Raw genomic sequence first — 25,477 nt, 5'->3', positions numbered from 1 at the left:
GAATTTCGGGAGAGTTACCATGAGCAAGACCACCATTCAGCTGCTGCTCGCAGGGACCGCGATCGGGCTGTGCCCGGCGGCCGCCTGGGCGCAGGATGCCGCGCCCGAGCAGGCGACCGAGGAGGTCGATCCCACCGGCCAGCCGACCGATCAGGCGGCGGCCGAGGGTATCGTGGTCGTCGGCACCCGGATCGAGGGCGCCAAGGTGACCGAGGCACTGCCGGTCGTGGTGCTCGACCAGAACCGGCTCGATTCGGTGGGCGCAGTGAGCGGCGACGAGCTGATCCGCAGCATCCCGCAGATGGGCGACGTGACCTTCAACCCGGGCAACAACGCGCAGACGAGCAATGCGGCGCGCGGCGATGTCGGCTCGGTCAACTTGCGCTCGCTCGGCGTCGGCAACACGCTGGTGCTGATCAACGGCCGCCGCGTGGTGACCCACCCCGCCAGCCAGGGCCTGTCGGACACCGGAACCGTGCCGGTGCTGAGCTATAACTCGAACGCCATCCCCACCACCGGGCTCGAACGGTTCGAGGTCCTGCTCGACGGCGCGGCCGCGCTCTACGGCTCGGATGCCGTGGCGGGCGTGGTCAACACCGTGCTCAAGGACGATTACGATGGCCTACGCATGCAGGCGCAGTACGGCGGCGCCGAAGGCACGCACTTGCGCGAATTCCAGGGCAACATCCTCGCCGGCAAGAACTTTGACCGCGGCAACCTGACCGTCTCGTTCGAATACACCAACCGCACCGCACTGCGCGCCGAGGACCAGGACTTCACCGCCTCGGCCGACTTGCGTCCGTTCTTCGCCGACGACCCCAACTACGCCGGCTTCACGCCCGACGGCCGCGCCACCCGCGGACCCTGGCCTGCGCTGCAGGTGCCGGTGACCGGCGGCCGTCCGCGCCGCGGCTCGACCAACCTCACCACCAGCGCGGGCAGCTTCACGATCCGCCCGGTGAGCTTCGGCGGCTGCACTTACGCGCTCACCCAGGACCTGTGCCTGGTCAACACCGCGTTCGCGTCGAACAACGCCTTCCGCAACCTGCGCTACGATACTGCGGTCGGCACGACGGTGTGGCCCGAGGTCAAGCGCTACAACGCCTTCGCCAACGGCCACTACGACCTGACCGACACGCTCACCTTGTTCGGCGAGTTCGGGTACTACTATTCCGACACGCACCGCGTGCAGCCGGCGGTGATCAACCTCAACACGATCACCATTCCGGCGAGCAACTACTTCAACCCGTTCGGCCCGACGACGATCAACGGCCAGCCCAACCCCAACCGCATCCCGGGTCTCACCAACGTGCCCGCCGCGGGGCTTCCGGTGACGCTGACGACCTATCGCTACGCCGATACCGGTCCGCAGTCGGTCGATGTCACCGGCAGCCAGCTGCGCGCGCTGCTCGGCCTCAAGGGCGAGACCGCGGGCTTCAAGTGGGACAGCGCCTTCACCTACTCGCGCGCCACCGCGCACGATGCGTCCTACGCGGTGCGCAGCTCGCTGCTGCAGAACCAGCTCGCGCTGTCGACGCCCGACGCCTACAACCCGTTCAACGGTGGCTGTCTCGACAACACCAGCTACGGCGATTGCACGCCCAGCTCGCAGACCGCGATCGACGCGATCGGCTTTATTCTCGACCGTTATTCCTCGACCGAGCTGATCATGGGCGACTTCCGCGCCTCGCGGAACGACCTGTTCAACCTGCCCGCCGGCCCCGTCGGGATCGCCATCGGCGGCGAGATCCGCCGCGAAGCGCAGCGCGACGACCGCGACGAGGCGGTCGACGGGTCGAGCCCCTTCACCGACGCGGTCACCGGCGCGGTCACCATCAGCGACGCGATCGCGGTCAGCGACAATCCCGACACCTACGGCAAGCGCACCGTCGCCGCCGCTTATGCCGAACTCGCCGTCCCGGTCATCTCGCCCGACATGAACGTCCCGCTGATGCGCAGCTTCGACCTGCAGCTGGCGGGCCGCTATGAGCACTACAGCGATTTCGGCAGCGTCGCCCGGCCCAAGGTCGCCGCAGCGTGGGACGTGTTCGACGGGCTGCGCCTGCGGGGGTCCTATTCCAAGGGCTTCCGCGCGCCGAACCTGGAGCAGGTCAACGCGGTCGAATACGCCCGTCTCGCTACCGTGCAGGACCTGATCCGCTGCGAGGCCGACCTGCGGGTCCGGAGCGAGCCGTTCGCCGACTGCGGCGCCGGCTTCGGCGTCTCGCGCCGGGTCTCGGGCAACCCCGACCTCAAGCCGGAGAAGAGCACCAACTACAACCTCGGCGCGGTGATCGAGCCGCGCTTCCTCGACAGCCTTGGACGGATCACCTTCACGGTCGATTACTGGTCGATCAAGCAGACCGACATCGTGGGCATCCTCGGCGCAGACACCGCGATCGCGCTCGACTACCTCGCGCGGCTCAACGGCTCGTCGAACCCGAACGTTATCCGCGATCCGGCGAACGCCGACGATATCGCGTTCTTCGCGGGATCGGGCATCGCTCCGGCGGGCCGGATCACGGTACTGCGCGACCAGTTCATCAACCTGCAGCCGCAGACCGTCCGCGGGCTCGACTTCGGGTTCTACTGGAAGACGCCCAAGACCGCGATCGGCACCTTCGACCTGGCGGTGAATGCCAGCCGCCTGCTCAAGTTCTCGCGCGATCCGGGCCCGCTGGTGGCCGACCTCGTCGCCGCGCGCGATGCGGGAGAGATCAATATCCAGACCCCGCTGCCCGAGACCCAGGACCTGATCGAAGCGAACAGCCGGCCCAAGTGGCGCGGCACCGCTTCGCTCACCTGGTCGCTCGGCCAGTTCCAGATCGGCGCCTTCTCGCGCTACACCGGCGGGGTGAACGATCTCAACTTCATCGGCCTCGACGGCACTCCGTACCGAGTGGAATCGCAGATCACGACCAATCTCTACGCGCAGGTGCGGATCAAGGACGACCGGATCGGCACGTACCGCTGGCGAGTGGGCGTGCGGAACATCGAGGACAAGGCGCCGCCGCTCAATTCCGAAGGCTACGTCGGCGCGCTGTATCTGCCGTACGGTCGTTACTGGTACACCTCGGTCACCACAGAGTTCTGATGTCCGTGCTGCCCTTCCGCGCCGCGATCGCCGCCGCGATGCTTGCCGGGGCGAGCGGCGCGGTGGCGGGCGAGCCCGCCGAGACGCTAAAGGAACGTGCCTGCCCGGCCGAGTTGGCGGTGGCGGCGACTTGCTACGGAGGGCAGGACCGGCACGGGGCCTGGCTGCTTGCGGCGGTTCCCAAGGACTGGAACCGGGCGCTGGTGGTCCACGCGCACGGCGGCCCACGGCTCGGCAAGCCTAAGGCGGACGATTCCGACGAAGACCTGGTCCGCTTCCGGGCGATGGTCGGCGCGGGCTATGCGTGGATCGGCTCGACTTATCGCCGCGGCGGTTACGGCGTGCGGATGGCGGCGGAAGACGTCGACCAGAGCCGCAAGGTATTCTGGAAGCAATTCGGCCAGCCGCGACTGACCATTCTCCACGGGCAATCCTGGGGCGGCAACGTCGCGACCAAGACCAGCGAGCTCTACGCCATCTCGCCCGCTGGCGAGACCCACTTCGACGGCGTGCTGATCACCAACGGCGTGCTCTTCGGCGGCACCGGCGCATACGGTTTCCGCGCGGACCTGCGGGCGGTTTACCAGTACTATTGCAACAACCTGCCGCGTCCCGACGAGGCGCAGTTCCCGCTGTGGCAGGGCACCGCCAAGGGCTCGACCTGGACGCGCGCCGAAGTCGGCCGCCGGCTCGACGAATGCACCGGCGCGAGCCTACCCGCCGGCAGGCGCTCGCCGGAACAGGCCCAGCGGCTCGCGGCGATCACCGGGGTTACCGGCATCGCGGCGGAGAACCTCGAGAGCCACCTCGAGTGGGCGACCTTCACGTTCGCGGACTTGGTGCAGAAGCGGCTCGGCGGCCTCAATCCGTTCGACAACAGAAAGACCGTGTACCGCGGCTCGCCGGACGACGCGGCGCTCAATCGCGGAGTCGTGCGCTTCACCGCCGATCAGCGCGCTATCGACAGGCTTGCCTACGACGCCGACCTCACCGGCCTGATCGCGGTGCCGACGCTGACGGTGCACTATCGCGACGATCCGACAGTCTCCTCCACCGCCGACGCGGAGTATGCGGCCAAGGTCGCCGCTGCCGGCAAGAGCCACCTGCTGACGCAATTCCTGACCGCCGAGGGCACGCACAGCCGGCTATCGGCGCCCGACTATCTCGCGCCGCTCGAAGCGCTCGTCAGCTGGGTCCAAGGGGGAGCGAAGCCGGCGCCCGCTAGCGTAATCGCCCGGTGCAGGGCGCTGGAGGGATCGTTGGCGCAGAAGTGCACCCTGATCGATCCCGCCGCCGCGCCCTAGCTCACCCCGTCTTGTTTCTCCGCGGCAACCGTCCGTTCGATCCAGCGGGCGAACGCGTCGATGAAGGTGCGGAAGAACTTCTCGGTCCCTTCCTTCACGATCGAACCGTCCTCGCCGAACAGGTGGAAGCCGTCGCCGACGTAGGCTTCGGGCTGCTGCAAAATCGGCATGTCGAGGAACACCAGCGACTGGCGCAGGTGGTGGTTCGCGCCGAACCCACCGATCGCGCCGGGTGACACGCTCATGATCGCGGCGGGCTTTCCGGCCCACGCGCTGCTGCCGTACGGGCGCGAGCCGACGTCGATCGCGTTCTTGAGGCCGCCGGGCACCGAGCGGTTGTATTCGGGGGTGACGAACAGCACCGCGTCGGCGGCCTTGATCGCCTGGCGGAAGCGCGTCCACGCGTCGGGGGCGCCGGCGGCTTCGACATCCTCGTCGTAGAGCGGCAGGTCGCCGATCTCGACGATCTCGAGGTCCAAATTGTCGGGCGCGAGCTTGGCGAGCGCGTTGGCCGCTTTGCGGTTGATCGATTCCTTGCGCAGGCTGCCGACCACGACCGCGACCTTGAACTGTTCCGCCATTTCATCGTCTCCTGCGCTTTGAGCCCCGCGTTCGGACAACGCCCCGGCCACCGGCGGTTTCCCCTGCCCCGGACCCCTCGCCACGTCCATGCGTCTATCCACCATGACGTTGCAGCTCGAACGGTGGCGCGCGCTCAGGCACATGGACGAGTGGCTGCGCACGCCGATGATGATTCTCAGCCTGATCTGGCTGGCGCTGATCGTGATCGACCTGACAGTCGGGACCAGCCCGCTGCTCGGCGTGTTCGCGACGATCATCTGGATCGTCTTCATCGCCGAGTTCGTGGTCCGCTTCTTGATCGCACCCGACAAGCGACGCTTCCTGAAGCGTAACTGGCTGACCCTGATCGCGCTGATCGTGCCCGCCTTGCGGCTGTTCCGCGCGCTTGCGATCCTGCGCGCGGCGCGCGGCATTCGCCTGATCCGCATCGTCGGCACCGCCAACCGCAGCATGCGCGCGCTGCAAGCGACGCTGCGGCGGCGGCAATTCGGCTATGTCACCATGCTGACCATGCTGGTGATCGCGCTGGGATCGGCGGGCATGCTCAGCTTCGAGCCGGCGAGCGAGGTCAAGGGCGGGTTCGTCGATTACTGGGATGCGCTATGGTGGACCGGCATGCTCCTGACGACGATCGGCAGCCAGTTCTGGCCGGCGACGACTGAGGGCCGCGTGCTGGCGTTCCTGCTCTCGCTCTACGGCCTCGCGGTGCTCGGCTATCTGACCGCAACCTTCGCCAGCTTCTTCATCGGCCGCGACGCCGAGGAAGAGAGCGGGCCGGTTGCGGGCGCAGCCGAGCTGCGCGCGCTCCAGGCCGAAGTCGCCGCGCTGCGGAGGGCGATCGAATCTTCGCGGGTTACTCCCCCGGGTTGATCGTTCCGCGCTCGTTGGCGAGGATGCCGACCACCTGGGTCCACACCGCGACATTCTGGCGCAGTTGCGCCGGATCGACCTTGTCGAGCGTGTCGTCCGGGGTGTGGTGCAGGTCGAAATAGCGCAGGCCGTCCTGGTCGAGGTCGATCACCCCCGCTTTCTGCTCGCGCGCGATGTCGATGTCCTCGCCGCCGCCGGCGGGAGTGGTAACGGTCGAGACGCCGAAGCGGGACACGGCGCGGGCGATCCGGTTGTGCAGATCGGCGTTCGAGGTCGCGAAATTGGACTTGAAGCGCCACACCCGGTCGGCGCCGAAATCGCTCTCCAGCGCGACCGCGACCGGCTTGTCGCCATGCGCCTTGGCGAAGGCATCGCCGCCGAGGCCGCCGGGCTCCTCCGAACCGGCCAGCAGCAAGCGAATGGTGCGCAGCGGGCGATCGCTCTTGGTCGCCTGCTTGGCGGCCGCGGCGATGATGCCGCACCCCGCACCGTCGTCGATCGCGCCGGTGCCGAGGTCCCAGCTATCGAGGTGGCAGGCTAGGATAACCGGCGGCAGCGAGGGATCGGTGCCGACGATGTCAGCGATCACGTTACCCGAGGGCAGCGGCCCGACGCTGCGCGGGGTGAGCGTGAGGTGCAGCGTGACCGGCTTGCCCTTGGCGCGGGCGAACACGCGGTCGAGCTGCTCGGCGTCGGGCACCGCCAGCGCCGCGGCCGGGATCGGCTCCACGTCGCGGAAGGTGGTGCCGCCGGTGTGCGGATTGCGATGGTGGTCGGTGCCGATCGACTTGATCACCGTGGCGACCGCCCCCTTTCCCGCGGCGATGGCAGGACCGACCCAGCGTGCCGGCCCGGCAAAGCCATAACCCGAGCCGTCCTGCGTCTTCTCCATTGCGTTCGAGATGTAGGCGATCTTGCCCTCGAGGCTCCCCGCCGGGGCGGCCTGCAAGTCAGCGAAGCTGGCGAAGCGTACCACTTCGGCCGTGATGCCCTCCGCCGGGGTCGCGCCGCTGCGGCCGAGCGCGGCGAGCGTCAGGGGCTGCGCGAACGGCGAGACGATCTCCGCCCGCGCCTCACCGCGTTCCCAACCGGGGATTGTGAAGTCCTCGACATGCACGTTGGCGAAACCGTGCTGCTTGAGCCAGGCGACCGCGAAAGTACGCGCGCGCGCCTCGGCCTCGGACCCCGCGAGGCGCGGACCGACCTCGGTCGTCACGCCTTCGGTGAAGTCCCATGCGAGCTGGTCGTTCTTGGCGGCATCGTCGGCCAGCCATTCGAGCGGCAGCGGCGGCGGCATGGCGGAAACGGCGGTGGCGGCGAATAGCGGCAGCGCGGCGAGCGCGATCTTGAGCGACCTCATGGCGCGCTTGCTAACCGCTCGCCGCCCCTCTGCCAAGCGGCTTGCCCGACTCCCCGCCAGCCCCTATCTGCGCGCCAACTCCAGACAATCCCAAGCTTTCCAAGGACCCACGATGGCCGCCCAGTACGCATACGTCATGAAAGGCATGACGAAGACCTTCCCCGGCGCGCAGAAGCCGGTGCTGAAGGACATCAACCTGCAGTTCTACCAGGGCGCCAAGATCGGCATCGTCGGCCCCAACGGCGCGGGCAAGTCGACCCTGATCAAGATCATGGCGGGGATCGACAAGGACTTCACCGGCGAAGCCTGGGCGGGCGAGAACATCACCGTCGGCTATCTGGAACAGGAGCCGGAGCTCGATCCCACCAAGACCGTGCTCGAGAACGTCAAGGACGGCGCCCGCGCGACCGCCGACATGGTCGAGCGGTTCAACGCGATCGGCATGGAGATGGCCGAGGAAGACGCCGACTTCGACGCGCTCGGCGCCGAGATGGCCGAGCTGCAGGACAAGATCGACGCGGTCGACGGCTGGACGCTCGACAACCAGCTCGAAGTGGCGATGGAGGCACTGCGCTGTCCGCCCGGCGATTGGTCGGTCAAGGACCTGTCGGGCGGTGAGAAGCGCCGCGTCGCGCTCACCCGCCTGCTGATCCAGAAGCCCGGCATCCTGCTGCTCGACGAGCCGACCAACCACCTCGACGCCGAGAGCGTCCAGTGGCTTGAAAACCACCTCAAGGAATATGCTGGCGCGGTGCTGATGATCACCCACGACCGCTACTTCCTCGATAACGTGGTGGGCTGGATCCTCGAGCTCGATCGCGGCAGCTACTACCCGTACGAGGGCAACTACTCGACCTATCTGGAGAAGAAGGCCAAGCGCCTCGAACAGGAAAGCCGCGAGGAATCCGGCCGCTCGAAGGCACTCAGCCGCGAGCTCGAATGGATCCGGCAGACCCCGGCCGCGCGCCAGACCAAGTCCAAGGCGCGCATCCGCAAGTTCGAGGAACTGCAGGAGAGCCAGAAGGACCGGAAGCCCGGCAAGGCGCAGATCGTCATCCAGGTGCCCGAGCGCCTCGGCGGCAAGGTCATCGAGGTGAAGAACATCTCCAAGGCCTATGGTGACAAACTGCTGTTCGAGGACCTGACCTTCACCCTGCCGCCGGGCGGCATCGTCGGCGTGATCGGCCCGAACGGCGCGGGCAAGTCGACGCTGTTCAAGATCATCACCGGCAAGGAAACGCCGGACAGCGGCAGCATCGAGATCGGCTCGACCGTCCACCTCGGCTACGTCGACCAGAGCCGCGATCATCTCGATCCCAAGCACAACGTTTGGGAGGAGATCTCCGACGGCCTCGATTACATGAAGGTCAACGGCCACGACATGAGCACGCGCGCCTATGTCGGCGCGTTCAACTTCAAAGGCGCGGACCAGCAGAAGAACGTCGGCAAGCTATCGGGCGGTGAGCGCAACCGCGTGCACATGGCCAAGATGCTGAAGGAAGGCGGCAACGTCCTCCTGCTCGACGAGCCGACCAACGACCTCGACGTCGAAACCCTCGGCGCGCTCGAAGAGGCGATCGAGAACTTCGCCGGGTGCGCCGTGGTCATCAGCCACGACCGCTTCTTCCTCGATCGCCTGGCGACGCACATCCTCGCGTTCGAAGGCGACAGCCATGTGGAGTGGTTCGAGGGCAACTTCGAGGCTTACGAGGAAGACAAGCGACGCCGGCTGGGCGATGCGGCAGACCGGCCGACCAGATTGGCGTACAAGAAGCTGACGCGCTAAACTCTGCCTAACTAAAGTTACGGCGAAAACGATACAATAGAGTTTTCTCAAATACTTAGCGTTCTCGACCTGATTAAACTAAGTATTTAGAATTCTAGCCGTAATCTGGCAGCGATCGCATCACCTTGGGTCGTACCGAGGAGAGACAGCTATGTCTCGTGTTGCGCGTTACGTTCGCTCGTCGTCTACCGGACTCTTCTTTTTAACTGCGGCCGTTCCGCTACCGCTGGCATCGCCCGCTAGTGCACAGGCCCTGCGACCCGTCGTCGATGTCTGCACCGGAGTGGGCATCGACGATTCCGCGCTCCGCACACTGCTTCAACGGACGCTGGTGCCGACCGCTCAGGGTGTCGAGAACCTGTTCGACGAGCTCCTGACGGTCAACATCCTCGGAGTGCCTCTTCTCTCGCTTCCGGACGTCAACCTGGGATTAGCGGACACCGTGTCCGATATCGCCGCGGGCAACACGGTTTCGCTGCAGGTCCTCGATACCGACGGGAACGTGGTCGGTTCGGGCACCTGTAACGTGACGACCGACGGATACACGCTCAACACCCCGGCAGGCGTCGCCTTGGGCGGGAACCAATTGACCGGCCTGGGCTCGGGGACGCCGGCGAGCGCCGCGGAGCTCGACGCGATCGCGATCGGCAACGGCGCCGCGACGGCCGTGGGCGCAAGTGGCGCGGTGGCCATCGGCAGCGGCGCTTCGGTCACGGCGACCAATGGCGTCTCCATCGGCGCGGGATCGGTCAACGATCGTGCGGCGCTGGCCGGCTATTCGGCGTACGGTGTGGCGGGCCCTGCCAGCTCGGCCGGAACGGTATCGTTCGGCGCACCGGGAATGGAGCGCCAACTCACTAATATAGCGCCCGGCACGGCGCCCAGCGATGCGGCGACGGTCGGCCAGGTGCAAGGCGCGGTCAGCGCCGCGACCGCCGACACCGTGCGCTATGCCGACGGCAGCCACACGGTGATTGCACTCGACGGAGCGGACGGGACCGGGCTGACGAACCTCGCCGCCGGAACGGTCGCCGCAAACTCAACCGATGCGGTCAATGGTGGCCAGCTGTTCGCGACCAACCAGCAGGTCGCCGCGAATACCGGCGCCATCGTGACGCTTCAGGCGGACCTGTCCGCGCTTTCGTTCGATGCGGTGAAGTATGACAGTCCCACGTTCGACAGCGTGACCTTCGCCGGCGCAGCGGGAACGACGCTGAACAATGTTGCGCCGGGGACCTTGGCCCCTGGCTCGATGCAAGCGGTTAACGGCGCGCAGCTTTACGCCACCAATCAGCAAGTCGCGGCGAATACCGCTGCGATCGGCGGGCTCGACGCCAGGACCACGCAGAACAGCGCCGATATCGCAGCGGTCGATGCCCGCGTGACGCAGAACAGCGCCGATATTTCCACGATCGGCGCGCAGGTCGCGCAGAATACGAGCGACATCTCGTCGATCTCGACGCAGGTGACGCAGAATGCGGGTGACATCGCCGCGCTCGACGGCCGGGTGACGAACAACAGCATCTCGATCGGTCAGCTCTCGACGAGCGTGACGGCGATCGATGCCCGGGTGACCAACAACACGACCCAGATCGCCGCAGTGCAGGCGCAGGTGAACAACGTACCGGTGAAGTATGTCGGCGATGCCGACGGCCTGCCGACGGTCGGCCCGACCGATACCGTGGCCTTCACCGGCGCAACCGGCGGCGCGGTCCGCGTATCCAACGTCGCGGACGCAACCGCGGGCACCGACGCGGTCAATCTCCGGCAGCTGCAGGCTTCGCTCGCGCAGTTCCAGGGCGGGATGACCCAGGTGCTCTCGGACGCCAACGCCTATACCGACACGCGCTTTGCCCAGCTCGACTTCGATCTCCGCGATCTCAAGGAGAGCGCGTTTGCCGGCACGGCTGCGGCGATCGCCCTGGCGACGGTCCCGCAATCGATGGAAGCGGGCAAATCGATGATCGGCGGGGCGGTCGGCCACTACCGTGGGCAAACGGCGTTCGGCTTCGGCGTATCGACCGCGGGCGAAACCGTCGCCTTCAAAGCGAGCGGCACGATCGACATGAATGGCAAGGGCTCGGTCGCGATGGGTGCCGGGGTGAGCTTTTGAACGCGCGGCCCTTCGCGCTTCGATCTGTCGAGTTGGGGTGACCTGGTCACCAGCAACTTCGATCCCAATCGCTCATCTCGTCCTCGACAGCGGGCGCATCGACATATTAGTCAAAGCGCGTGCCGTTCGCCCTGCTCTATACCAGCCACAACCAGATCCCGCCCGCCGCGCTCGACGAGGAGCTGGCGAAAGTCCTTGAGGTGTCGCTGACGTATAACAAGGCGAACGCGATCACCGGCGCGCTGGTGAGCACGCCGACCCGCTTTGCGCAGGTGCTCGAAGGCCCACGAGGTGCGGTGATGGCGGTCATGCAGCGGATCGAGGCCGATCCCCGGCACCGCGACATTGCGATCGTCGCCAGCGAGATGATCCCGCAGCGGTCCTTCCCGCGCTGGAGCTTGGCGCATATCGGGATGTGCGCGCAATTGGACGATGCGATGGCGAAGCTGTCCGACGCGTCCAGCCGTCCACCTCTGCCTGGCGACGTCTCTGCGTTGTGGAAGCTGATGAGCGAGCTCGCCGAGGCTCAGTTCAACGCCGATCCTTCGCGCTCGACCTGACGCTAGGCGACGCGCAGTTCGCGCTCGGCGTGGTCGTAGGCGGCTCGATTAGCGTGAATTTGCGGCAGATGCGCGAAGGTCCATTCGGCCAGCGCCATCACCGGCACGGCGAGTGATTGCCCGAGCTCGGTTAGCCGGTATTCGACCGACGGTGGCACCGTGGGATGGACGATCCGCTCGACCATGCCGTCGCGTTCCAGCGTGCGCAGGGTGCGGGTGAGCATCTGCTGGCTGATGCCACCGATCTCGCGCTTCAGTTCGTTGAAGCGGCAGGATTTGCCCTCCAGCGACTTGACGATCAGCACGGTCCATTTGTCACCGACGCGGCTGAGCAACTCGCTCACGGCGCGGCAGTCGGGGTTGGAATGCGGGTGCGGCGCGATCGTGCCGGCGACTTTGGAGGCAGTCATATCGGTGTGACCTGGTCAGGAAAATTTGCGTTCTTGCGGGTCCTATGTGGTCACTTATGTGGTGCTGGTCAAGATTAGTGACTACCCACTCAAGGAGCCAACCATGAACATCCTCCACCTCGATTCGAGCATCACCGGCGACAATTCGGCGAGCCGCCAGCTCTCGGCCGCGATCGTCCAGGAATTGACCGATGCCGATCCGACCGCCGCGGTCACCTACCGCGATCTGGTAGCCGATCCGCTCGACCACCTGACTTTGCCCGGCTTCGGCACCGACGCTTCGCAGGCGGCGCTCGCCGAGTTCCAGGCCGCCGACGTGATCGTGATCGGTGCGCCGATGTACAACTTCACGGTGCCGACCCAGCTCAAGGCGTGGTTCGACCGCGTGCTGATCACCGGCCAGACCTTCAAGTACACCGAGACCGGCCCGGTCGGCCTCGCCGGCGACAAGCAGGTAATCGTCGCCCTCGCCCGCGGCGGCCACTACGGCGAAGGCACCGAGCAGCGCAGCATCGAGCATGCCGAGCGCTACATCACCGACGTGCTCGCCTTCATCGGCATCACCGAACCGAAGTTCGTGATCGCCGAGGGCCTGGCGCTGGGCGACGAAGCGCGCGCCGCCGCGCTCGAGGCCGCGCTCGGCACGGTGCGCGAGATCGGGGCGGCCTGCCCGGTCGCCTGAGCCTTTTCGCATTTTCCTACACGGGTGCCGCTTCGCTATGGCGGCACCCATGTATCCCACTCTCATCAATCGTATCGTGCTGATCCCTTGGAGCAAGGCGACACTCGGTGTCGACAAGGCGACAGCGTCGGCATGCAAGGCGACACTGTCACCCCACAAGGCGACGCCGCCTCGCATCAAGGCGACACCTTTCGGCATAAGGCGACGAAAAGTCTCCAGGACAGTGTGACAAGTGTGACAAGTCCTACCCGCGCCGGCATCATGCTTAACGCCAAGCGCTGTTTGCGGTTCAGTTTCGCGACAGCCAACATTAACTAGACGACTCGCATCGATACAGCCGCAGGTGGTGGGGCGGCCTTCTCGAACACGGAGAACGCCCATGACTTTGAAAACCTTCCTGCGCACCGGAAGCGCCGCGGCAGTGGCCGCGGTTCTCGCGCTCGGTGCACTTCCCTCCGCCGTCCAGGCGCAAGATCACGGCCGCGGCCACGATCGGGAAACCCGCGGCGGCGACCGGCCGTCGGGCCAGGCGCGGGCCCAAGCAGCGCAAGCTCGCCAGCAGGCGCGCGCGCAGGCTCCGCAGCGCACCTATCAGGCGCCGCAGCAACAGCGCACGTACCAGGCCCCCGCCGCGCAAGAGCGGAGCGGCCGCGACTGGAACCGGGGTGACCGCCGCAGCGACACTGGCGCGACGCGCTCGACCCGCACCTGGAACCAGAGTGCTCAGGCCCAGGCGCAAGCCGCTGCCCGCGCTCAGGCTACCACGCGCGATCGTTCGCAAAGCTGGGGCGGCCGTTCGACCACCCGCAGCGGCGACAACAACTGGCAGCGCAACCGGACCGGCGACAACAACTGGCAGCGCAATCGGACTTACACCGACACCTCGCGCAACCAGACCTACCGCGATGGCTACCGTGACGGCCGGCGCGTCGATTCGCGGCAGGACCGCCAGCAGACGCAGAACGCCTACCGCAGCGGGTATCGCGACGGGAACCGTACCGGCTACCGCGACGGCAGCCGCTACACCTCGTGGAACCGCGACTGGCGCTCGAACAACCGGTACAACTGGTACAGCTATCGCAACCAGTACCGCGACCGGTATCGGCTGGGCCGCTACTACGCGCCGTACAGCAACTACAGCTACAGCCGGCTGAGCATCGGCTTCCGTCTCGGCAGCCTGTTCTTCGGCAGCCGCTACTGGATCAACGATCCGTGGCAGTACCGCCTGCCGGAAGCTTACGGCCCGTATCGCTGGGTCCGCTACTACGACGACGCGCTGCTGGTGGATACCTACACCGGCGAAGTGGTCGACGTGATCTACGACTTCTTCTGGTAAGCGGCAGACGCTCTTCCCGGTCGGGATTGAGTGGCCTGCCCGGGATAACTGAGCCCCCGTCGGCACGCGCCGGCGGGGGTTCTTTTCCTCAGGCCCTCGGGGTCCCGAACGGCAGCATCCGCCACAGCGTCCCGTCGCGGTCCCAGAAGGTGTGCTTGAGCGCCCCGGCGACATGCAGCGCGATCAGCCAAACCATGATCCCGCCCAGCGTGTGGTGGATATCGAACAAGGTCTCACCGGTATCCTCGCTCCGCCCCACCGGCAGCGCGGGGATCTGGAACACGCCGAACCAGTCGACCGGCTTGCCGAACGAGGACGAGGCGATCCAGCCGAGCATCGGCAACCCGATCAGCAGCACATAGAACGTCACGTGCACCGTCTTGGCGAGCACCCGCTCCCACACCTTGAGGTCGCGCGTCCGCACGATCACCGGATGCGCCAGCCGCCAAGCCAGCCGCACCAGCGTCAGCGCGAGGATGGTCATGCCGATCGCCTTGTGCGTCGCCATCAATGCGGCGGCATCCTCGCGCGATCCGTGCTCCGCGCCTTCGGCCAGCCGCCAGTTGACGATCACCGCAATCGCGATGAGCCAGTGAAGCAGCATCGCCGCCCCCGAATAGCGCGCGCCGCGTTCCGTTTGCATACCAGCTCCCCATATTGTTTGCTGATCTTCTAGCAGCGCCCGGCGGCCTCACAAGCGCCCGCTTTGCGCACCCCGGCGAGCTTGCTAGGACTTCGCCTATGCCAACGACCGAGATGATTCCCGACAAGGATGCGCTGCGCCGCGTGGGCGAAACCGTGCGCCAGCGGATGGCCGCCGACCCGCGGGTGTACAAAGTGCCGACCGACAAGGCCGAGATTTTCGCGGTGGGCAATTTCCTTACGCCCTCCGAATGCGAGCGGCTGATGCGGATGATCGACACCGTCGCGCGGCCGAGCTCGCTGTACGACACTGACTATTCGAGCGGCTTCCGCACCTCCTATTCTGGCGATCTCGATGCCTATGACCCGTTGATCAAGGCGGTCAGCCGGCGGATCGACGACCTGATGGGCATCAACGGCATCTGCGGCGAGACCATCCAGGGCCAGCGCTACTTCCCGGGCCAGGAATTCAAGCCCCACAACGACTGGTTCTACACTAGCGAAAACTACTGGAAGGGCGAACGCAAGCGCGGCGGGCAGCGGAGCTGGACGGCTATGGCGTTCCTCAACAAGGTCGAGGCGGGCGGCGAGACGCACTTCGTGGAGGTGGGCGCCAAGATCGAGCCCAAGCCGGGCGTACTGCTGGTGTGGAACAATGCGCTGCCGGACGGCTCGCCTAACGAGAACACGCTCCACGCCGGCACGCCGGTGGTGGCGGGCGTGAAATACGTCCTGACCAAGTGGTACCGCACCCGTAAATGGAAGTGAGCCTTACTTCGAGGGGTTTTTGATCTCCTCGATCACCTCTTCGATTTCCTCGCCGGTCTTCTTCGCCTCGCGGATTGCGAGGTGCATCATCTTGTCGAGCTTGCGCGACAGGCGGACGATCTCGAGCTGGGTGCGCAAGTTGACCTCGTAGTCGTGCCGGGCGGTGATGCGGTCCTTCTTCGATTGCCGGTTCTGGCTCATCATGATCACCGGCGCCTGCAGCGCGGCGAGCGTCGATAGGGTCAGGTTGAGCAGGATGAACGGATAGGGATCGAAATTCGCGCCACCGAAGTGCGCGACGTTGATCGCCATCCACCCGGCCATCACCAGCATGAACGCAACGATGAAGCCCCAGCTACCGCCAACCGCCGCAACCTTGTCGGCCAGACGGTCGCCCCAGGTCGAATTGAGCTGCGCGGTCTCGTCGGCATCGCAGCCGACGAAGGTGCCGGCGAGCACGCGTTTCAGGACCAGCTGCTCGTCCGCATCGAGATCGCTGCAGCGCCGCCCGAGCAACTCGATCGCGAGCCGATCGAGCGCTTCGTCGTCGCAGTCTATCTCCAGCGGGTCGTCGCTCACCGAGCAAGCGCCTCGGCGATCAGCTGGCGGGTGTTGGCGATGCCGTAGAGCGCGATGAAGCTGCCCATGCGCGGCCCCTGGTCGCTCCCGAGCAGGGTGCGGTAGAGCCCCTGGAACCAGTCGCGCAAAGAGGCAAAACCAAACTCCTCGCGCTTGCCGATTTCATAGACCATCGTCTGCAGAGTCTCGGCCGACGTGTCGGGTTCCAGCCCTGACAATTGTTGGTCGAGCTCGCGCAAAGCCGCGGCCTCGTTGGCAGTGGGCGCCTGCCGCACCAAGCCAGGGGCAATGAAATCGCGGTTATAGGCGAGCGCGGTGCCGACCAGCTTGTCGAGCTCCGGGTGCGCGGCCGGATCGGCATCGCCCACGTAGTTGCCGAGGTACGACCACACTTGCTCGCGCGTGGCGCCCGCGCCGAGCACGCCGACGAGGTTAAGCAGCAGGGCGTAGGTCACCGGCAGCGTGTCGCCCGCGCCCTCACCGGCCTTGTCGGTCGTGCGGAGCAGGTGCCACACCGGATTGCCGAGCTGCTTGTCGAGCGGCTGCTCGGCGAGCTGCCCGCGGAACTGCCAGTAGTCGTCCACCGCGCGCGGGATCACCCCGGCGTGCAGGCTCTTGGCGCTCTTGGGATTGGGGAAGATGTAGAACCCCAGGCTCTCCTCGCTGCCGTAGGTGAGCCATTCCTCGATCGTCAGGCCGTTGCCCTTGGACTTGGAGATCTTCTCGCCGTTGGCGTCGAGGAACAGTTCGTAGATCAGCCCCTCCGGCTTCCGCCCGCCGAGCACCTGGGCGATCTTGCCCGATTGCACGCCGCTGTCGGTGAGGTCCTTGCCGTACATCTCGTAGTCGACGCCGAGCGCGACCCAGCGCATCGCCCAGTCGACCTTCCACTGCAGTTTCGACATCCCGCCGAGGGCCGATTGTTCGACCGCTTCACCATTCTCGTCGGTAAAGCGGATCGTGCCCGACTCGGCATCGACCACCTCGACCGGCACCTGCAGCACCGCGCCGGTGGTCGGACTGACCGGCAGGATCGGCGAATAAGTCGCCGCCCGCTCGGCCCGCAGCGTCGGCAGCATGATGTCGAGGATCGCTTGATTGGTGCGCAGCACGCCGCGCAGCGCCTCGTCGAACGCGCCCGCGTTGTACATCTCACTCGAGGAAACAAACTCATAGTCGAACCCAAAGCGGTCGAGGAAGGCACGCAGCTTCGCGTTATTGTGCGCCGCGAAGCTGGGGAAACCGGCTTCGAACGGATCGGGAATGCGCGAGAGCGGCTTGCCGAGATGCTGCGCCAGCAGCGCCTGGTTGGGCACGTTGTCGGGCACCTTGCGCAGCCCGTCCATGTCGTCGCTGAAAGCGACCAGCCGCGTGGGCGCACCGCCGGTCAGCGCCTCGAACGCGCGGCGGACCAGCGTGGTGCGCAGCACTTCCTGGAACGTGCCGATGTGCGGCAGGCCGCTGGGACCATATCCGGTTTCGAACACCACCGGCTGCCCGTCGGGCCGGCGGCCGTCGGGATAGCGCTTCAAGAGCTTGCGCGCCTCCTCGAACGGCCAAGCCTTGGACACGCGGGCGGCTTCGATCAGGGCATCGTCAGTCATTGCGTGCGCGCCTTCGCGCATGAGGGCGGGAGAGGCAAGTCGGCAGGGAGTGTGACCTTCCGTGTCACACTGAAGTACCCCTTTTTTCGAAACTCAGATGGACTGATATTCCTTTGCATTTCCAAATGCTTCGCGCCGATCTGAGGTGTCCACATTGTCACCTTCCCCTCTCCCCTTGAGGGAGAGGGAGGAGCCGCGTTAGCGGCGGAGGGAGAGGGGTCGGCGGCGCAGCCGCCGCTGCGCGGCGGCCCCCTCTCCCAACCCTCTCCCTCAAGGAGAGAGGGCTATTTGGCTTTGGCGAGACCGTCATGCGTCCCGCCTAACCCGTTTCCCCGCCTGTAGGACAGGCAGGATGTTTACTTTTCGTTCCGCGCTTCGCATGGGTAGGTAGTGAGCGCTCCGCTTCTCCTCCCTGCCCTGCATGCGAGCCACGCCGGCACCTGGCTGCGCGATCGTGAAGCGACGCGCGGATGCGGCAAGGGCGATGCCGTCATGGCGGCGGCGGATACCCCGCTGCTGCTGCTCAACGCGCCGCTGGTGGCGACGCGGCTTGGCTATCCCGATCTCTCCGGGCTCGACCTGCTCGAGTTGTTCGCCTTCGTGCATCCCGCGCGGTTCGCAGTGCCGACGCCCAAGGGACTGGCGCACGCGCTGGGAATGGACGAGCCCGCCGGCGACGACGCGGTGCCGCCGTTCCTTCAAGCCGCAGCCGGCAAGCTGATCGAGACTTGCGAAAGCGACGACTGGCCCGAGCGCGAAGGCGCGTGGTCCACTCTGCAATCCCTCACCCGCATGCGCTGGCCGTGGGCGCAGGTGCTGCTGCCACACGTTCGCAAGCCCGAGAAAGCCGAGCGCTGGCTATTCGCCCGCCTGCCCGAATGGGAGGAAGCGCCCGAGCGCCCCGCCCCGGGCCACGTGCTGATCGAGGAGGAGGAAGTCGAAGGCCGCCTCGCCCGCCTGACCGGCGAAGGCGCGGAGGTGCGCGAGGGCCAGCGCCGCTACGCGCGGGAGGCCGGCGCGGTGTTCGCGCCGCGGACCAAGCGCGGGGTGCCGCACGTATTGCTGGCCCAGGCGGGCACCGGGATCGGCAAGACGCTCGGCTATCTCGCCCCCGCGCACTTGTGGAGCGAGCGGTCGGGCGGCACCGTGTGGGTCAGTACCTTCACCAAGAACCTCCAGCGCCAGCTCCGCCGCGAGAGCGCGCGCGCGTGGCCGCATACCCGGCAGGACGGCACGCGCCCCGTGGTGGTGCGCAAGGGGCGCGAGAACTACCTGTGCCTGCTCAACCTGGAAGATGCGCTGCAGGGCGGGTTCGGCGGGCGTGCAGCGATCCTCGCGCAACTGGTCGCGCGGTGGGCGGCGTTCAGCCAGGACGGCGACATGATCGGCGGCGACCTGCCCGGCTGGCTCGGCACGCTGTTCAGGAAGCGCGGGATCGCGGCGTTGACCGACCAGCGCGGCGAGTGCGTCTATGCCGGCTGCCCGCACTACCGGAAATGCTTCATCGAGCACGCCGCGCGCGCCTCCGCGCAGGCCGATCTCGTCATCGCCAACCACGCGCTGGTGATGGTCAACGCCGCGCGCGGGCGCGACCATGCGCAGCGGCCGACGCGGATCGTGTTCGACGAAGGGCATCATGTGTTCGAGGCGGCGGATTCGACTTTCGCCGCCGCACTGACGGGGGCCGAGGCGATCGAGCTCAGGCGCTGGATCGTCGGACCGGAGAAGCAATCACGCGGACGGCGGCGTGGTCTGGCCGCGCGGTTGGCCGATGTCGCGAGCTACGACGATGCGGGCGGCGATGCCATCGAGGCCGCACTCGAAGCGGCACAGGTGCTGCCGAGCGAAGGCTGGTTGCAGCGGCTGGTCGAGGGCGTGCCGCACGGGCCGGTCGAAGCGCTGCTCGGCGCGGTACGCGCGACCACTTACGCGCGCGACGAGAGCGGCGGACAGGAAGCAGGTTACGGAATCGAGACCGAGGCGGCCGGGCTCGATGGGCCGGTGGTCGAACTGGCCGGACAGGCCGCCGGTGCGCTCGCCGCGATCCGCTCACCGCTGATGAAGCTCGGCGGGCGGCTGGAGGCGATCCTCGCCGATCCACCCGGTTGGCTCGACGCGCAGGGCCGCGCGCGGATCGAGGGTTCGCGGCACTCGCTGCAATGGCGCTGCGACCTGCTCGCGGCATGGGAGGCGCTGCTCGACCGGCTCGGCGGCCCGGGCGATCCGGAGTTCGTCGACTGGCTGGCGGTCGAACGCAGCGATACGCGCGAATTCGACGTCGGCCTCCACCGCCACTGGCTCGACCCGATGAAGCCATTCGCGCGCGTGGTGCTCGAACCGGCGCATGGGGTGATGCTGACCAGCGCCACGCTGAAGGACGGCGCCGACTGGGACGCCGCGATCGCGCGCAGCGGGGCGCATCATCTCGACGCGCAGCCCCGGCTGAGCGAGGCGGAGAGCCCATTCGACTATGCCAGCAACGCCGAGGTGCTGATCGTCACCGACATCCAGCGCGGGGACATCCCGGCGCTGGCGGGCGCCTATGGCCGGATCATCGAGGCGTGCGGCGGCGGGGTGCTGGGCCTGTTCACCGCCATCCGCCGGTTGCGCGCGGTGCATGGGCGGATCGCCGACCGGCTCGCCCGCAGCGGGCTGCCGCTGTTCTCGCAGCATGTCGATCCGATCGACACGGGGACGCTGGTCGATATCTTCCGCGATGATCCCGCCGCCTCGCTGCTCGGCACCGACGCCTTGCGCGACGGGGTCGACGTACCGGGCCGGAGCTTGCGCTGCGTGGTGATGGAGCAAGTGCCCTGGCCGCGCCCGACCATCCTCCACCGCGCGCGCCGCGCTGCGGGTGGAGGCAGCGCCTACGACGACCGCCTGATCCGCGCGCGGCTGGCGCAAGCATTCGGGCGGCTGATCCGTTCGAAGGAAGACCGCGGCCATTTCGTGGTACTCTCGCCCGCCTTCCCCAGCCGGCTCCTCACTGCCTTCCCACCCGGCACGCCTGTCATACGCTGTACACTCGACGAGGGTTTACAACGCCTCGCTTCCGGTGTTTCCGGACAGGCGACACCGGCCGATGCGGCCGCAGATGGGATGATCTGACCTGCCCAAACTGCTCGGCCTCCTGCGCCATGCGAAGTCCGATTGGGACGACATTGGCATGCGCGATTTCGACCGCGGCCTGAACGAGCGCGGCCGCCGCGGCGCGCGCCTGATCGGCCAGCACATCCGCGATCACGGGGTGAAGTGGGGCGCCGTCGTCGCCAGCCCCGCCGCGCGAGTGGTGCAGACGCTCGACGAGGCGCTGCCGGGGGTCGAGGGGCGTTACGACAAGCGCGTCTACCTCGCTGATGCGGACACACTGCTCGATGTCCTGCGCGAGGCAGGCGAGGCCGACACGGTCCTCCTCGCGGGGCACAACCCTGGCCTGCAGGACGTCCTGTTCGCGCTGATCCCGCCGGAGCACGAGAACGACCTGTTCGACGAAGCCTCGGTCAAGTTCCCCACCGCCACCTTCGCGGTGCTGGAGCTGGCGATCGATGACTGGTCCGCGCTGGGCAAGGACATCGGCAAACTGGTCCACTTCGCCAGGCCGCGTGATCTCGATCCGACGCTGGGACCGGAAGCCTAGCGCAGCACGCGGGGTCCGGCACCGCCCTCGCCCCACTTGTCCTGTGGGTTGTAGAGGCGGCATTTCTTCAGGCTCAGGCAGCCGCAGCCGATGCATCCGGTGAGGTCCTCGCGGGTCTTTTCGAGCGTCGCGATCCTGGCGTCGATTGCGGCGCGGACGCCGGTGCTGATTCGCTCCCAATCGCGCTGCGAGGGATTGCGGCCCTGCGGCAGACGCGCCAGCTCGCGCTCGATTTCGCCGAGTGACAGGCCAAGGTTCTGCGCGATCAGGACGAAGCTCAGGCGGCGGATGTCGCTGCGCAGGAAACGCCGCTGGTTGCCGCCGGTACGCAGCGGTTCGATCAGGCCGCGCTTCTCGTAATAGCGGATTGCCGAGACCGACAGGCCGGTGCGGCGCGCGAGGTCGCCGATGGTCAAAAGGTCGCTCGATCGCAGCATCGCGAAATCTCCTTGACCTCAAGTTAGCTTGAGGTTGCATCAACGCCAAGCGGGCGATTCGATCCGCGGCAGAAGCGAGGGATTCCGATGCCGACCGGCACGCTCGAACATTGCAACATCACCGTCTCCGACCCCGAGCGCAGCGCCGCGCTGCTGGAAAAGCTATGCGGCTGGCACGAACGCTGGCGGGGTCCCTCGCAGCTCGGCGGGTGGACGATCCACTGCGGCACCGATGACGCCTACATCGCGCTCTACACGCGCGACGGCGCCGCGGGGCCTTGCGCCAAGGGCGCGCCGCTCAACCATGTCGGCCTGCTGGTCGACGATCTCAATGCGGCGGAGGAGGTGGTGAAGGAATCCGGACTCGAACCGTTCAATCATGCTGACTACGAGCCCGGCCGCCGGTTCTACTTCTTCGATTGGGACCACATCGAATGGGAAGTGGTCAGCTACGCCTAAGCGAGCCTCTGGACCTCGGCCGCGGATTGCCGCAAAGCGCGCGCGGACCGCTGGTCCGCCGGCTTAGCTCAGTTGGTAGAGCACCTGATTTGTAATCAGGGGGCCGCGGGTTCGAATCCTGCAGCCGGCACCGTTCCCGTCAGACCCTGCGCAGTTGGACCGCCGCCGCTCCGGGCGCTGCGCCGTAGCTGCCGCTCACCCGTACCTGGGTCGCCTCCGGATCGATCACCACGCCGAAGCGGATGCCGATCGCGTCCTCGCCTTCGATACGGACGACCTCGCCCGGCACCCAGCCGATGTTGGGCAGGCCGATCTCGACCCGCGAGCCGGGAAACATCGCGACCGGCGCTCGGGCTTTCATGCCGGTCGACGAGAGGTCCTTCACCGTCAGCGGCCACCCGTCGCTCTGCCCTTGCAACCGCATGATCGCGCGCATCAGCACGCGGCGGCGGGCGGCAGCGCGCAGTTCGCCCGCCTCGCGCGAAGGCGGCAGTTCGAGTTGGTGCACCAAGCCCATCACCTGGCTTATCGCCGCGCATAGCGAACGAAGCGGTCTTCTGAGGTTACGCAGATTCCCCTAGCGGCACCAATTGCATGCCCGAGGCGTTGGCAGCCAAGTGAAGATCGCGACGTACAACGTGAACGGGGTGAACGGGCGGCTGCCGGTGCTGCTCCGCTGGCTGGAGCAGGCGCAGCCCGACGTGGTGGCGCTGCAGGAACTCAAGGCGCCCGACGAGAAGTTTCCAGCCGAGCCGATCCGCCAGCTCGGTTACGAGGTCGCTTGGCACGGCCAGAGCCGCTGGAACGGCGTCGCGCTTTTGAGCCGGGTGGGCGAGATCCACGAGACCCGGCGCGGCCTCCCCGGCGATCCGGAGGACGTGCAGAGCCGCTACATCGAGGCGGCGATCAACGGGGTGGTGTTCGGCGGGCTTTACCTCCCCAACGGCAACCCGCGCCCGGGGCCCAAGTTCGACTACAAACTGGAGTGGTTCGAGCGCCTGACCGCGCATGCCGCCGAGCTGATCGCCAGCAAGCTGCCGGTGGTGTTGATGGGCGACTTCAACGTCATGCCCACTGAGAAGGACGTCTACAAACCCGAGCGCTGGCTCGACGACGCCCTGTTCGCGCCCGAGGTGCGCGCGGCGTGGTTCAAGCTGGTCGACCAGGGCTGGACCGACGCCCTGCGCGCGATGCACCCGGACGAGACGATCTACACCTTCTTCGACTACTTCCGGAACGCCTTCGCGCGGAACGCGGGCTTACGGATCGATCACTTCCTGCTGAGCCCATCGCTCAAGAAGCGCCTCCGCGCCGCCGAAGTCGATCGCGAAGCGCGCAGCTGGGAAAAGACCAGCGACCACGCGCCGGTGTGGATCGAACTCGCCGACTAAACCATGTCCTCCGGGCGTACGAGACGGTCGAAGTCGGCCTCGCTCACGCCGTTCGCCAGCGCGGCTTCGCGCAGAGTGGTGCCCTGCTTGTGCGCCCGCTTGGCGATCGCGGCGGCCTTGTCATAGCCGATTTCCGGCGCGAGTGCGGTCACCAGCATCAGGGAATTTTCCAGCCCGCGACGGATGTTGTCGCGCCGCGGTTCGAGTCCCTTGAGCAAATGCTCGGTAAAGCTCTCGCAGGCATCGGCCAGCAGGCGCACCGAGCGGAGCGCGTTCCACGCCATCACAGGGCGATAGGTGTTGAGCTCGAACTGCCCCTGGCTGCCGGCGAAGGTCAGCGCGGCGTGGTTGCCGAACACCTCGATGCACACCTGGGTCAGTGCCTCGACCTGGGTCGGGTTGACCTTGCCCGGCATGATCGAGCTGCCCGGCTCGTTTTCCGGCAACGCCAGCTCGCCTAGCCCCGAGCGCGGGCCCGAGCCGAGCAGGCGGATGTCGCCGGCGATCTTGTACAGCCCCGCCGCCAGCGCGTTGAGCGCCCCGTGCGCGAACACCAGCGCGTCCTGCGCGGCGAGCGCGGCGAACTTGTTGGGCGCGGTGACGAACGGCAGGCCGGTGATGGCGGCGATCTTGGCGGCGACGAGTTCGGCGAAACCTTCGGGAGCATTGAGCCCGGTGCCGACCGCCGTGCCGCCCTGCGCCAGCTCGTAGAGACCCGGCAGAGTGAGCTCGATCCGCTCGATCGCGGCTTCCAACTGCGCCGCGTAGCCGGAGAACTCCTGCCCCAGCGTCAGCGGGGTCGCGTCTTGCGTATGCGTGCGGCCGATCTTGACGATGTCGTTCCACTGCCCGGCCTTCGCCGCCAAGTCGCCCACCATTGCCTTCAGGGCAGGCAGCAGGTGCCGGACAATCTCGCCCGCCACCGCGACGTGGATCGCGCTCGGGAAGGTATCGTTCGAGCTCTGGCTCATGTTGACGTGATCGTTCGGGTGGACCGGCTTCTTTGAGCCGACCTCCCCGCCAAGCAGCTGGATCGCGCGGTTGGCGATCACTTCGTTGGCATTCATGTTCGACTGGGTGCCCGAACCGGTCTGCCACACCACCAGCGGGAATTCGGCGTCGAGCTTGCCGTCGATCACTTCCTGCGCGGCGGTCGCTATCACATCGGCCAGCTTCCCATCCAGCACGCCAAGTTCGCGGTTGGCTTCCGCCGCCGCGCGCTTGATCGTGCCGAGCGCGCGGATCAGCGACACCGGCATCGTCTCGCCGCCGATCCTGAAGTTCTGCAAGGACCGCTGGGTCTGCGCGCCCCAAAGGTGATCCGCCGGCACCTCGATGGGGCCGAACGTGTCGCTCTCGGTGCGGGTGCCGCTCATCCGCGGCCCCGATAGCTCGCGACGCCCTGGTCGGGCACCCACAACCCTTCCGGCGGCGCACCGGTTTGCCAGAACACGTCGATCGGGATGCCGCCGCGCGGGTACCAGTACCCGCCGATGCGCAGCCAGCGAGGTTGCATCTCTTGTGCGAGCCGCTGGCCGATCCCCACTGTCACATCCTCGTGGAAGCCGCAGTGGTTGCGGAAGCTGCCGAGAAACAGCTTGAGGCTTTTCGATTCGACGATCGTCTCGCCCGGCGCGTAGTCGATTACCAGGTGCGCGAAGTCGGGCTGGCCGGTGACGGGGCACAGCGAAGTGAACTCGGGTGCGGCAAACCGCACTAGATACAGCGTCTCGGCGCGCGGGTTGGGCACGTAGTCGAGCACCGCCTCTTCCGGCGAAGCGGGCAGCGTGCTCGCCTGGCCCAGGTGGCGCGGTTGGAGTGTGTCGCTCATGCCGCGCATCTGGGCCTAATCGCGCGTGC

At 67.0% G+C, this 25,477-nt stretch carries 23 protein-coding genes and 1 tRNA gene; 14 read left to right on the top strand and 10 right to left on the bottom strand.

Annotated features, from left to right (window positions below; all coding sequences use genetic code 11):
- The first annotated feature begins 19 nt into the window (after positions 1-19).
- Together ELY12_RS05455 and ELY12_RS05450 are read left to right on the top strand one after the other, a co-directional pair.
- Positions 20-3,094, top strand: a complete 3,075-nt coding sequence (locus tag ELY12_RS05455) for a TonB-dependent receptor domain-containing protein (RefSeq protein WP_126175685.1) — start codon at positions 20-22, stop codon at positions 3,092-3,094.
- Positions 3,094-4,398 (top strand): hypothetical protein, encoded by a 1,305-nt coding sequence (locus ELY12_RS05450; protein WP_126175684.1) that lies wholly within the window; start codon positions 3,094-3,096, stop codon positions 4,396-4,398. The genes ELY12_RS05455 and ELY12_RS05450 overlap by 1 nt, the downstream gene beginning before the upstream one ends.
- Here ELY12_RS05450 and ELY12_RS05445 read toward each other — a convergent pair.
- On the bottom strand, positions 4,395-4,979 hold the full coding sequence (locus ELY12_RS05445; RefSeq protein WP_126175683.1) for an NADPH-dependent FMN reductase: 585 nt from the start codon (positions 4,977-4,979) through the stop codon (positions 4,395-4,397). The two genes, ELY12_RS05450 and ELY12_RS05445, sit on opposite strands and share 4 nt — an antisense overlap.
- A gap of 88 nt (positions 4,980-5,067) precedes the next feature.
- On the opposite strand from ELY12_RS05445, the gene ELY12_RS05440 reads away from it, so the two are divergent.
- Positions 5,068-5,850 carry a potassium channel family protein gene (locus ELY12_RS05440; RefSeq protein WP_126175682.1) on the top strand — a complete coding sequence of 261 codons (783 nt, stop codon included), beginning with the start codon at positions 5,068-5,070 and terminating at the stop codon, positions 5,848-5,850.
- On the opposite strand, the gene ELY12_RS05435 is transcribed toward ELY12_RS05440, so the two are convergent.
- On the bottom strand, positions 5,834-7,210 hold the full coding sequence (locus ELY12_RS05435; protein WP_126175681.1) for a M20/M25/M40 family metallo-hydrolase: 1,377 nt from the start codon (positions 7,208-7,210) through the stop codon (positions 5,834-5,836). The genes ELY12_RS05440 and ELY12_RS05435 overlap by 17 nt on opposite strands.
- 112 nt (positions 7,211-7,322) lie before the next feature.
- Here ELY12_RS05435 and ettA point away from each other — a divergent pair, with 112 nt between their 5' ends.
- The 3 genes from ettA to ELY12_RS05420 all read left to right on the top strand — a co-directional run bounded on the left by ettA (position 7,323) and on the right by ELY12_RS05420 (position 11,669).
- Positions 7,323-8,996: an energy-dependent translational throttle protein EttA gene (gene ettA / locus ELY12_RS05430; protein ID WP_126175680.1), complete on the top strand. Its 1,674-nt coding sequence runs from the start codon at positions 7,323-7,325 to the stop codon at positions 8,994-8,996.
- Positions 8,997-9,327: 331 nt separating this feature from the next.
- Positions 9,328-11,109 carry a YadA family autotransporter adhesin gene (locus ELY12_RS05425; protein WP_126175679.1) on the top strand — a complete coding sequence of 594 codons (1,782 nt, stop codon included), beginning with the start codon at positions 9,328-9,330 and terminating at the stop codon, positions 11,107-11,109.
- A 119-nt stretch (positions 11,110-11,228) separates the two neighbouring features.
- Positions 11,229-11,669 carry a BLUF domain-containing protein gene (locus tag ELY12_RS05420; protein WP_126175678.1) on the top strand — a complete coding sequence of 147 codons (441 nt, stop codon included), beginning with the start codon at positions 11,229-11,231 and terminating at the stop codon, positions 11,667-11,669.
- A 2-nt stretch (positions 11,670-11,671) separates the two neighbouring features.
- Here the strand turns inward: ELY12_RS05420 and ELY12_RS05415 are convergent, their stop codons facing one another.
- On the bottom strand, positions 11,672-12,079 hold the full coding sequence (locus ELY12_RS05415) for a winged helix-turn-helix transcriptional regulator (protein WP_126175677.1): 408 nt from the start codon (positions 12,077-12,079) through the stop codon (positions 11,672-11,674).
- Positions 12,080-12,182: 103 nt separating this feature from the next.
- Between ELY12_RS05415 and ELY12_RS05410 the strand changes: the two genes are divergently transcribed.
- Together ELY12_RS05410 and ELY12_RS05405 are read left to right on the top strand one after the other, a co-directional pair.
- Positions 12,183-12,761 (top strand): FMN-dependent NADH-azoreductase, encoded by a 579-nt coding sequence (locus ELY12_RS05410; RefSeq protein WP_126175676.1) that lies wholly within the window; start codon positions 12,183-12,185, stop codon positions 12,759-12,761.
- Between the two features lie 379 nt (positions 12,762-13,140).
- Entirely contained in the window at positions 13,141-14,097 is a 957-nt protein-coding gene (locus ELY12_RS05405; RefSeq protein ID WP_126175675.1) for an RcnB family protein, read from the top strand.
- Positions 14,098-14,185: 88 nt separating this feature from the next.
- Here the strand turns inward: ELY12_RS05405 and ELY12_RS05400 are convergent, their stop codons facing one another.
- Positions 14,186-14,740 carry a cytochrome b gene (locus tag ELY12_RS05400; protein ID WP_126175674.1) on the bottom strand — a complete coding sequence of 185 codons (555 nt, stop codon included), beginning with the start codon at positions 14,738-14,740 and terminating at the stop codon, positions 14,186-14,188.
- A gap of 98 nt (positions 14,741-14,838) precedes the next feature.
- Here ELY12_RS05400 and ELY12_RS05395 point away from each other — a divergent pair, with 98 nt between their 5' ends.
- Positions 14,839-15,507, top strand: a complete 669-nt coding sequence (locus tag ELY12_RS05395; RefSeq protein ID WP_126175673.1) for a prolyl hydroxylase family protein — start codon at positions 14,839-14,841, stop codon at positions 15,505-15,507.
- Between the two features lie 3 nt (positions 15,508-15,510).
- Here ELY12_RS05395 and ELY12_RS05390 read toward each other — a convergent pair whose 3' ends face one another.
- Both ELY12_RS05390 and ELY12_RS05385 read right to left on the bottom strand, forming a co-directional pair.
- Positions 15,511-16,086, bottom strand: coding sequence for a DUF1003 domain-containing protein (locus ELY12_RS05390; RefSeq protein WP_241229734.1), 576 nt, complete (start codon positions 16,084-16,086; stop codon positions 15,511-15,513).
- Complete coding sequence (locus ELY12_RS05385) at positions 16,083-17,690, bottom strand: lysine--tRNA ligase (RefSeq protein WP_126175672.1); 1,608 nt, start codon at positions 17,688-17,690, stop codon at positions 16,083-16,085. The genes ELY12_RS05390 and ELY12_RS05385 overlap by 4 nt, the downstream gene beginning before the upstream one ends.
- 390 nt (positions 17,691-18,080) lie before the next feature.
- On the opposite strand from ELY12_RS05385, the gene ELY12_RS05380 reads away from it, so the two are divergent.
- Entirely contained in the window at positions 18,081-20,801 is a 2,721-nt protein-coding gene (locus ELY12_RS05380) for an ATP-dependent DNA helicase (RefSeq protein ID WP_126175671.1), read from the top strand.
- A 1-nt stretch (position 20,802) separates the two neighbouring features.
- Positions 20,803-21,330: a SixA phosphatase family protein gene (locus ELY12_RS05375; protein ID WP_126175670.1), complete on the top strand. Its 528-nt coding sequence runs from the start codon at positions 20,803-20,805 to the stop codon at positions 21,328-21,330.
- On the opposite strand, the gene soxR is transcribed toward ELY12_RS05375, so the two are convergent.
- Positions 21,327-21,764, bottom strand: coding sequence for a redox-sensitive transcriptional activator SoxR (gene soxR / locus ELY12_RS05370; protein WP_126175823.1), 438 nt, complete (start codon positions 21,762-21,764; stop codon positions 21,327-21,329). The two genes, ELY12_RS05375 and soxR, sit on opposite strands and share 4 nt — an antisense overlap.
- 90 nt (positions 21,765-21,854) lie before the next feature.
- Here soxR and ELY12_RS05365 point away from each other — a divergent pair, with 90 nt between their 5' ends.
- Positions 21,855-22,226 carry a VOC family protein gene (locus ELY12_RS05365; protein ID WP_126175669.1) on the top strand — a complete coding sequence of 124 codons (372 nt, stop codon included), beginning with the start codon at positions 21,855-21,857 and terminating at the stop codon, positions 22,224-22,226.
- Positions 22,227-22,283: 57 nt separating this feature from the next.
- A tRNA-Thr gene (locus tag ELY12_RS05360) sits at positions 22,284-22,356 on the top strand.
- Between the two features lie 9 nt (positions 22,357-22,365).
- Here ELY12_RS05360 and ELY12_RS05355 read toward each other — a convergent pair.
- Positions 22,366-22,734 (bottom strand): PilZ domain-containing protein, encoded by a 369-nt coding sequence (locus ELY12_RS05355; protein ID WP_164549413.1) that lies wholly within the window; start codon positions 22,732-22,734, stop codon positions 22,366-22,368.
- Positions 22,735-22,843: 109 nt separating this feature from the next.
- Between ELY12_RS05355 and xth the strand changes: the two genes are divergently transcribed.
- Positions 22,844-23,617 (top strand): exodeoxyribonuclease III, encoded by a 774-nt coding sequence (gene xth / locus ELY12_RS05350; protein WP_126175667.1) that lies wholly within the window; start codon positions 22,844-22,846, stop codon positions 23,615-23,617.
- Here the strand turns inward: xth and fumC are convergent.
- Together fumC and queF are read right to left on the bottom strand one after the other, a co-directional pair.
- The gene (fumC, locus tag ELY12_RS05345) at positions 23,614-24,993 is read right to left on the bottom strand and encodes a class II fumarate hydratase (RefSeq protein ID WP_126175666.1); all 1,380 of its coding nucleotides are present in this window, start codon (positions 24,991-24,993) and stop codon (positions 23,614-23,616) included. The genes xth and fumC overlap by 4 nt on opposite strands.
- Positions 24,990-25,448, bottom strand: a complete 459-nt coding sequence (gene queF / locus ELY12_RS05340) for a preQ(1) synthase (protein WP_126175665.1) — start codon at positions 25,446-25,448, stop codon at positions 24,990-24,992. Before queF ends, fumC begins: the two co-directional genes overlap by 4 nt.
- Positions 25,449-25,477 lie beyond the last annotated feature (29 nt).

Origin of the sequence: Tsuneonella rigui, assembly GCF_003958625.1 — a bacterium.
GTDB lineage: Bacteria > Pseudomonadota > Alphaproteobacteria > Sphingomonadales > Sphingomonadaceae > Tsuneonella > Tsuneonella rigui.
The sequence above is the reverse complement of the archived record's forward strand: the minus strand, read 5'-3'. Positions and strand labels throughout refer to the sequence as shown.

Coding starts and splice junctions, on each gene's coding strand:
- ELY12_RS05455 (WP_126175685.1), top strand. CDS start 20: ATGAGCAAGACCACCATTCAGCTGCTGCTCGCAGGGACCGCGATCGGG.
- ELY12_RS05450 (WP_126175684.1), top strand. CDS start 3,094: ATGTCCGTGCTGCCCTTCCGCGCCGCGATCGCCGCCGCGATGCTTGCC.
- ELY12_RS05445 (WP_126175683.1), bottom strand. CDS start 4,979: ATGGCGGAACAGTTCAAGGTCGCGGTCGTGGTCGGCAGCCTGCGCAAG.
- ELY12_RS05440 (WP_126175682.1), top strand. CDS start 5,068: ATGCGTCTATCCACCATGACGTTGCAGCTCGAACGGTGGCGCGCGCTC.
- ELY12_RS05435 (WP_126175681.1), bottom strand. CDS start 7,210: ATGAGGTCGCTCAAGATCGCGCTCGCCGCGCTGCCGCTATTCGCCGCC.
- ettA (WP_126175680.1), top strand. CDS start 7,323: ATGGCCGCCCAGTACGCATACGTCATGAAAGGCATGACGAAGACCTTC.
- ELY12_RS05415 (WP_126175677.1), bottom strand. CDS start 12,079: ATGACTGCCTCCAAAGTCGCCGGCACGATCGCGCCGCACCCGCATTCC.
- ELY12_RS05410 (WP_126175676.1), top strand. CDS start 12,183: ATGAACATCCTCCACCTCGATTCGAGCATCACCGGCGACAATTCGGCG.
- ELY12_RS05405 (WP_126175675.1), top strand. CDS start 13,141: ATGACTTTGAAAACCTTCCTGCGCACCGGAAGCGCCGCGGCAGTGGCC.
- ELY12_RS05400 (WP_126175674.1), bottom strand. CDS start 14,740: ATGCAAACGGAACGCGGCGCGCGCTATTCGGGGGCGGCGATGCTGCTT.
- ELY12_RS05395 (WP_126175673.1), top strand. CDS start 14,839: ATGCCAACGACCGAGATGATTCCCGACAAGGATGCGCTGCGCCGCGTG.
- ELY12_RS05385 (WP_126175672.1), bottom strand. CDS start 17,690: ATGACTGACGATGCCCTGATCGAAGCCGCCCGCGTGTCCAAGGCTTGG.
- ELY12_RS05365 (WP_126175669.1), top strand. CDS start 21,855: ATGCCGACCGGCACGCTCGAACATTGCAACATCACCGTCTCCGACCCC.
- fumC (WP_126175666.1), bottom strand. CDS start 24,993: ATGAGCGGCACCCGCACCGAGAGCGACACGTTCGGCCCCATCGAGGTG.
- queF (WP_126175665.1), bottom strand. CDS start 25,448: ATGAGCGACACACTCCAACCGCGCCACCTGGGCCAGGCGAGCACGCTG.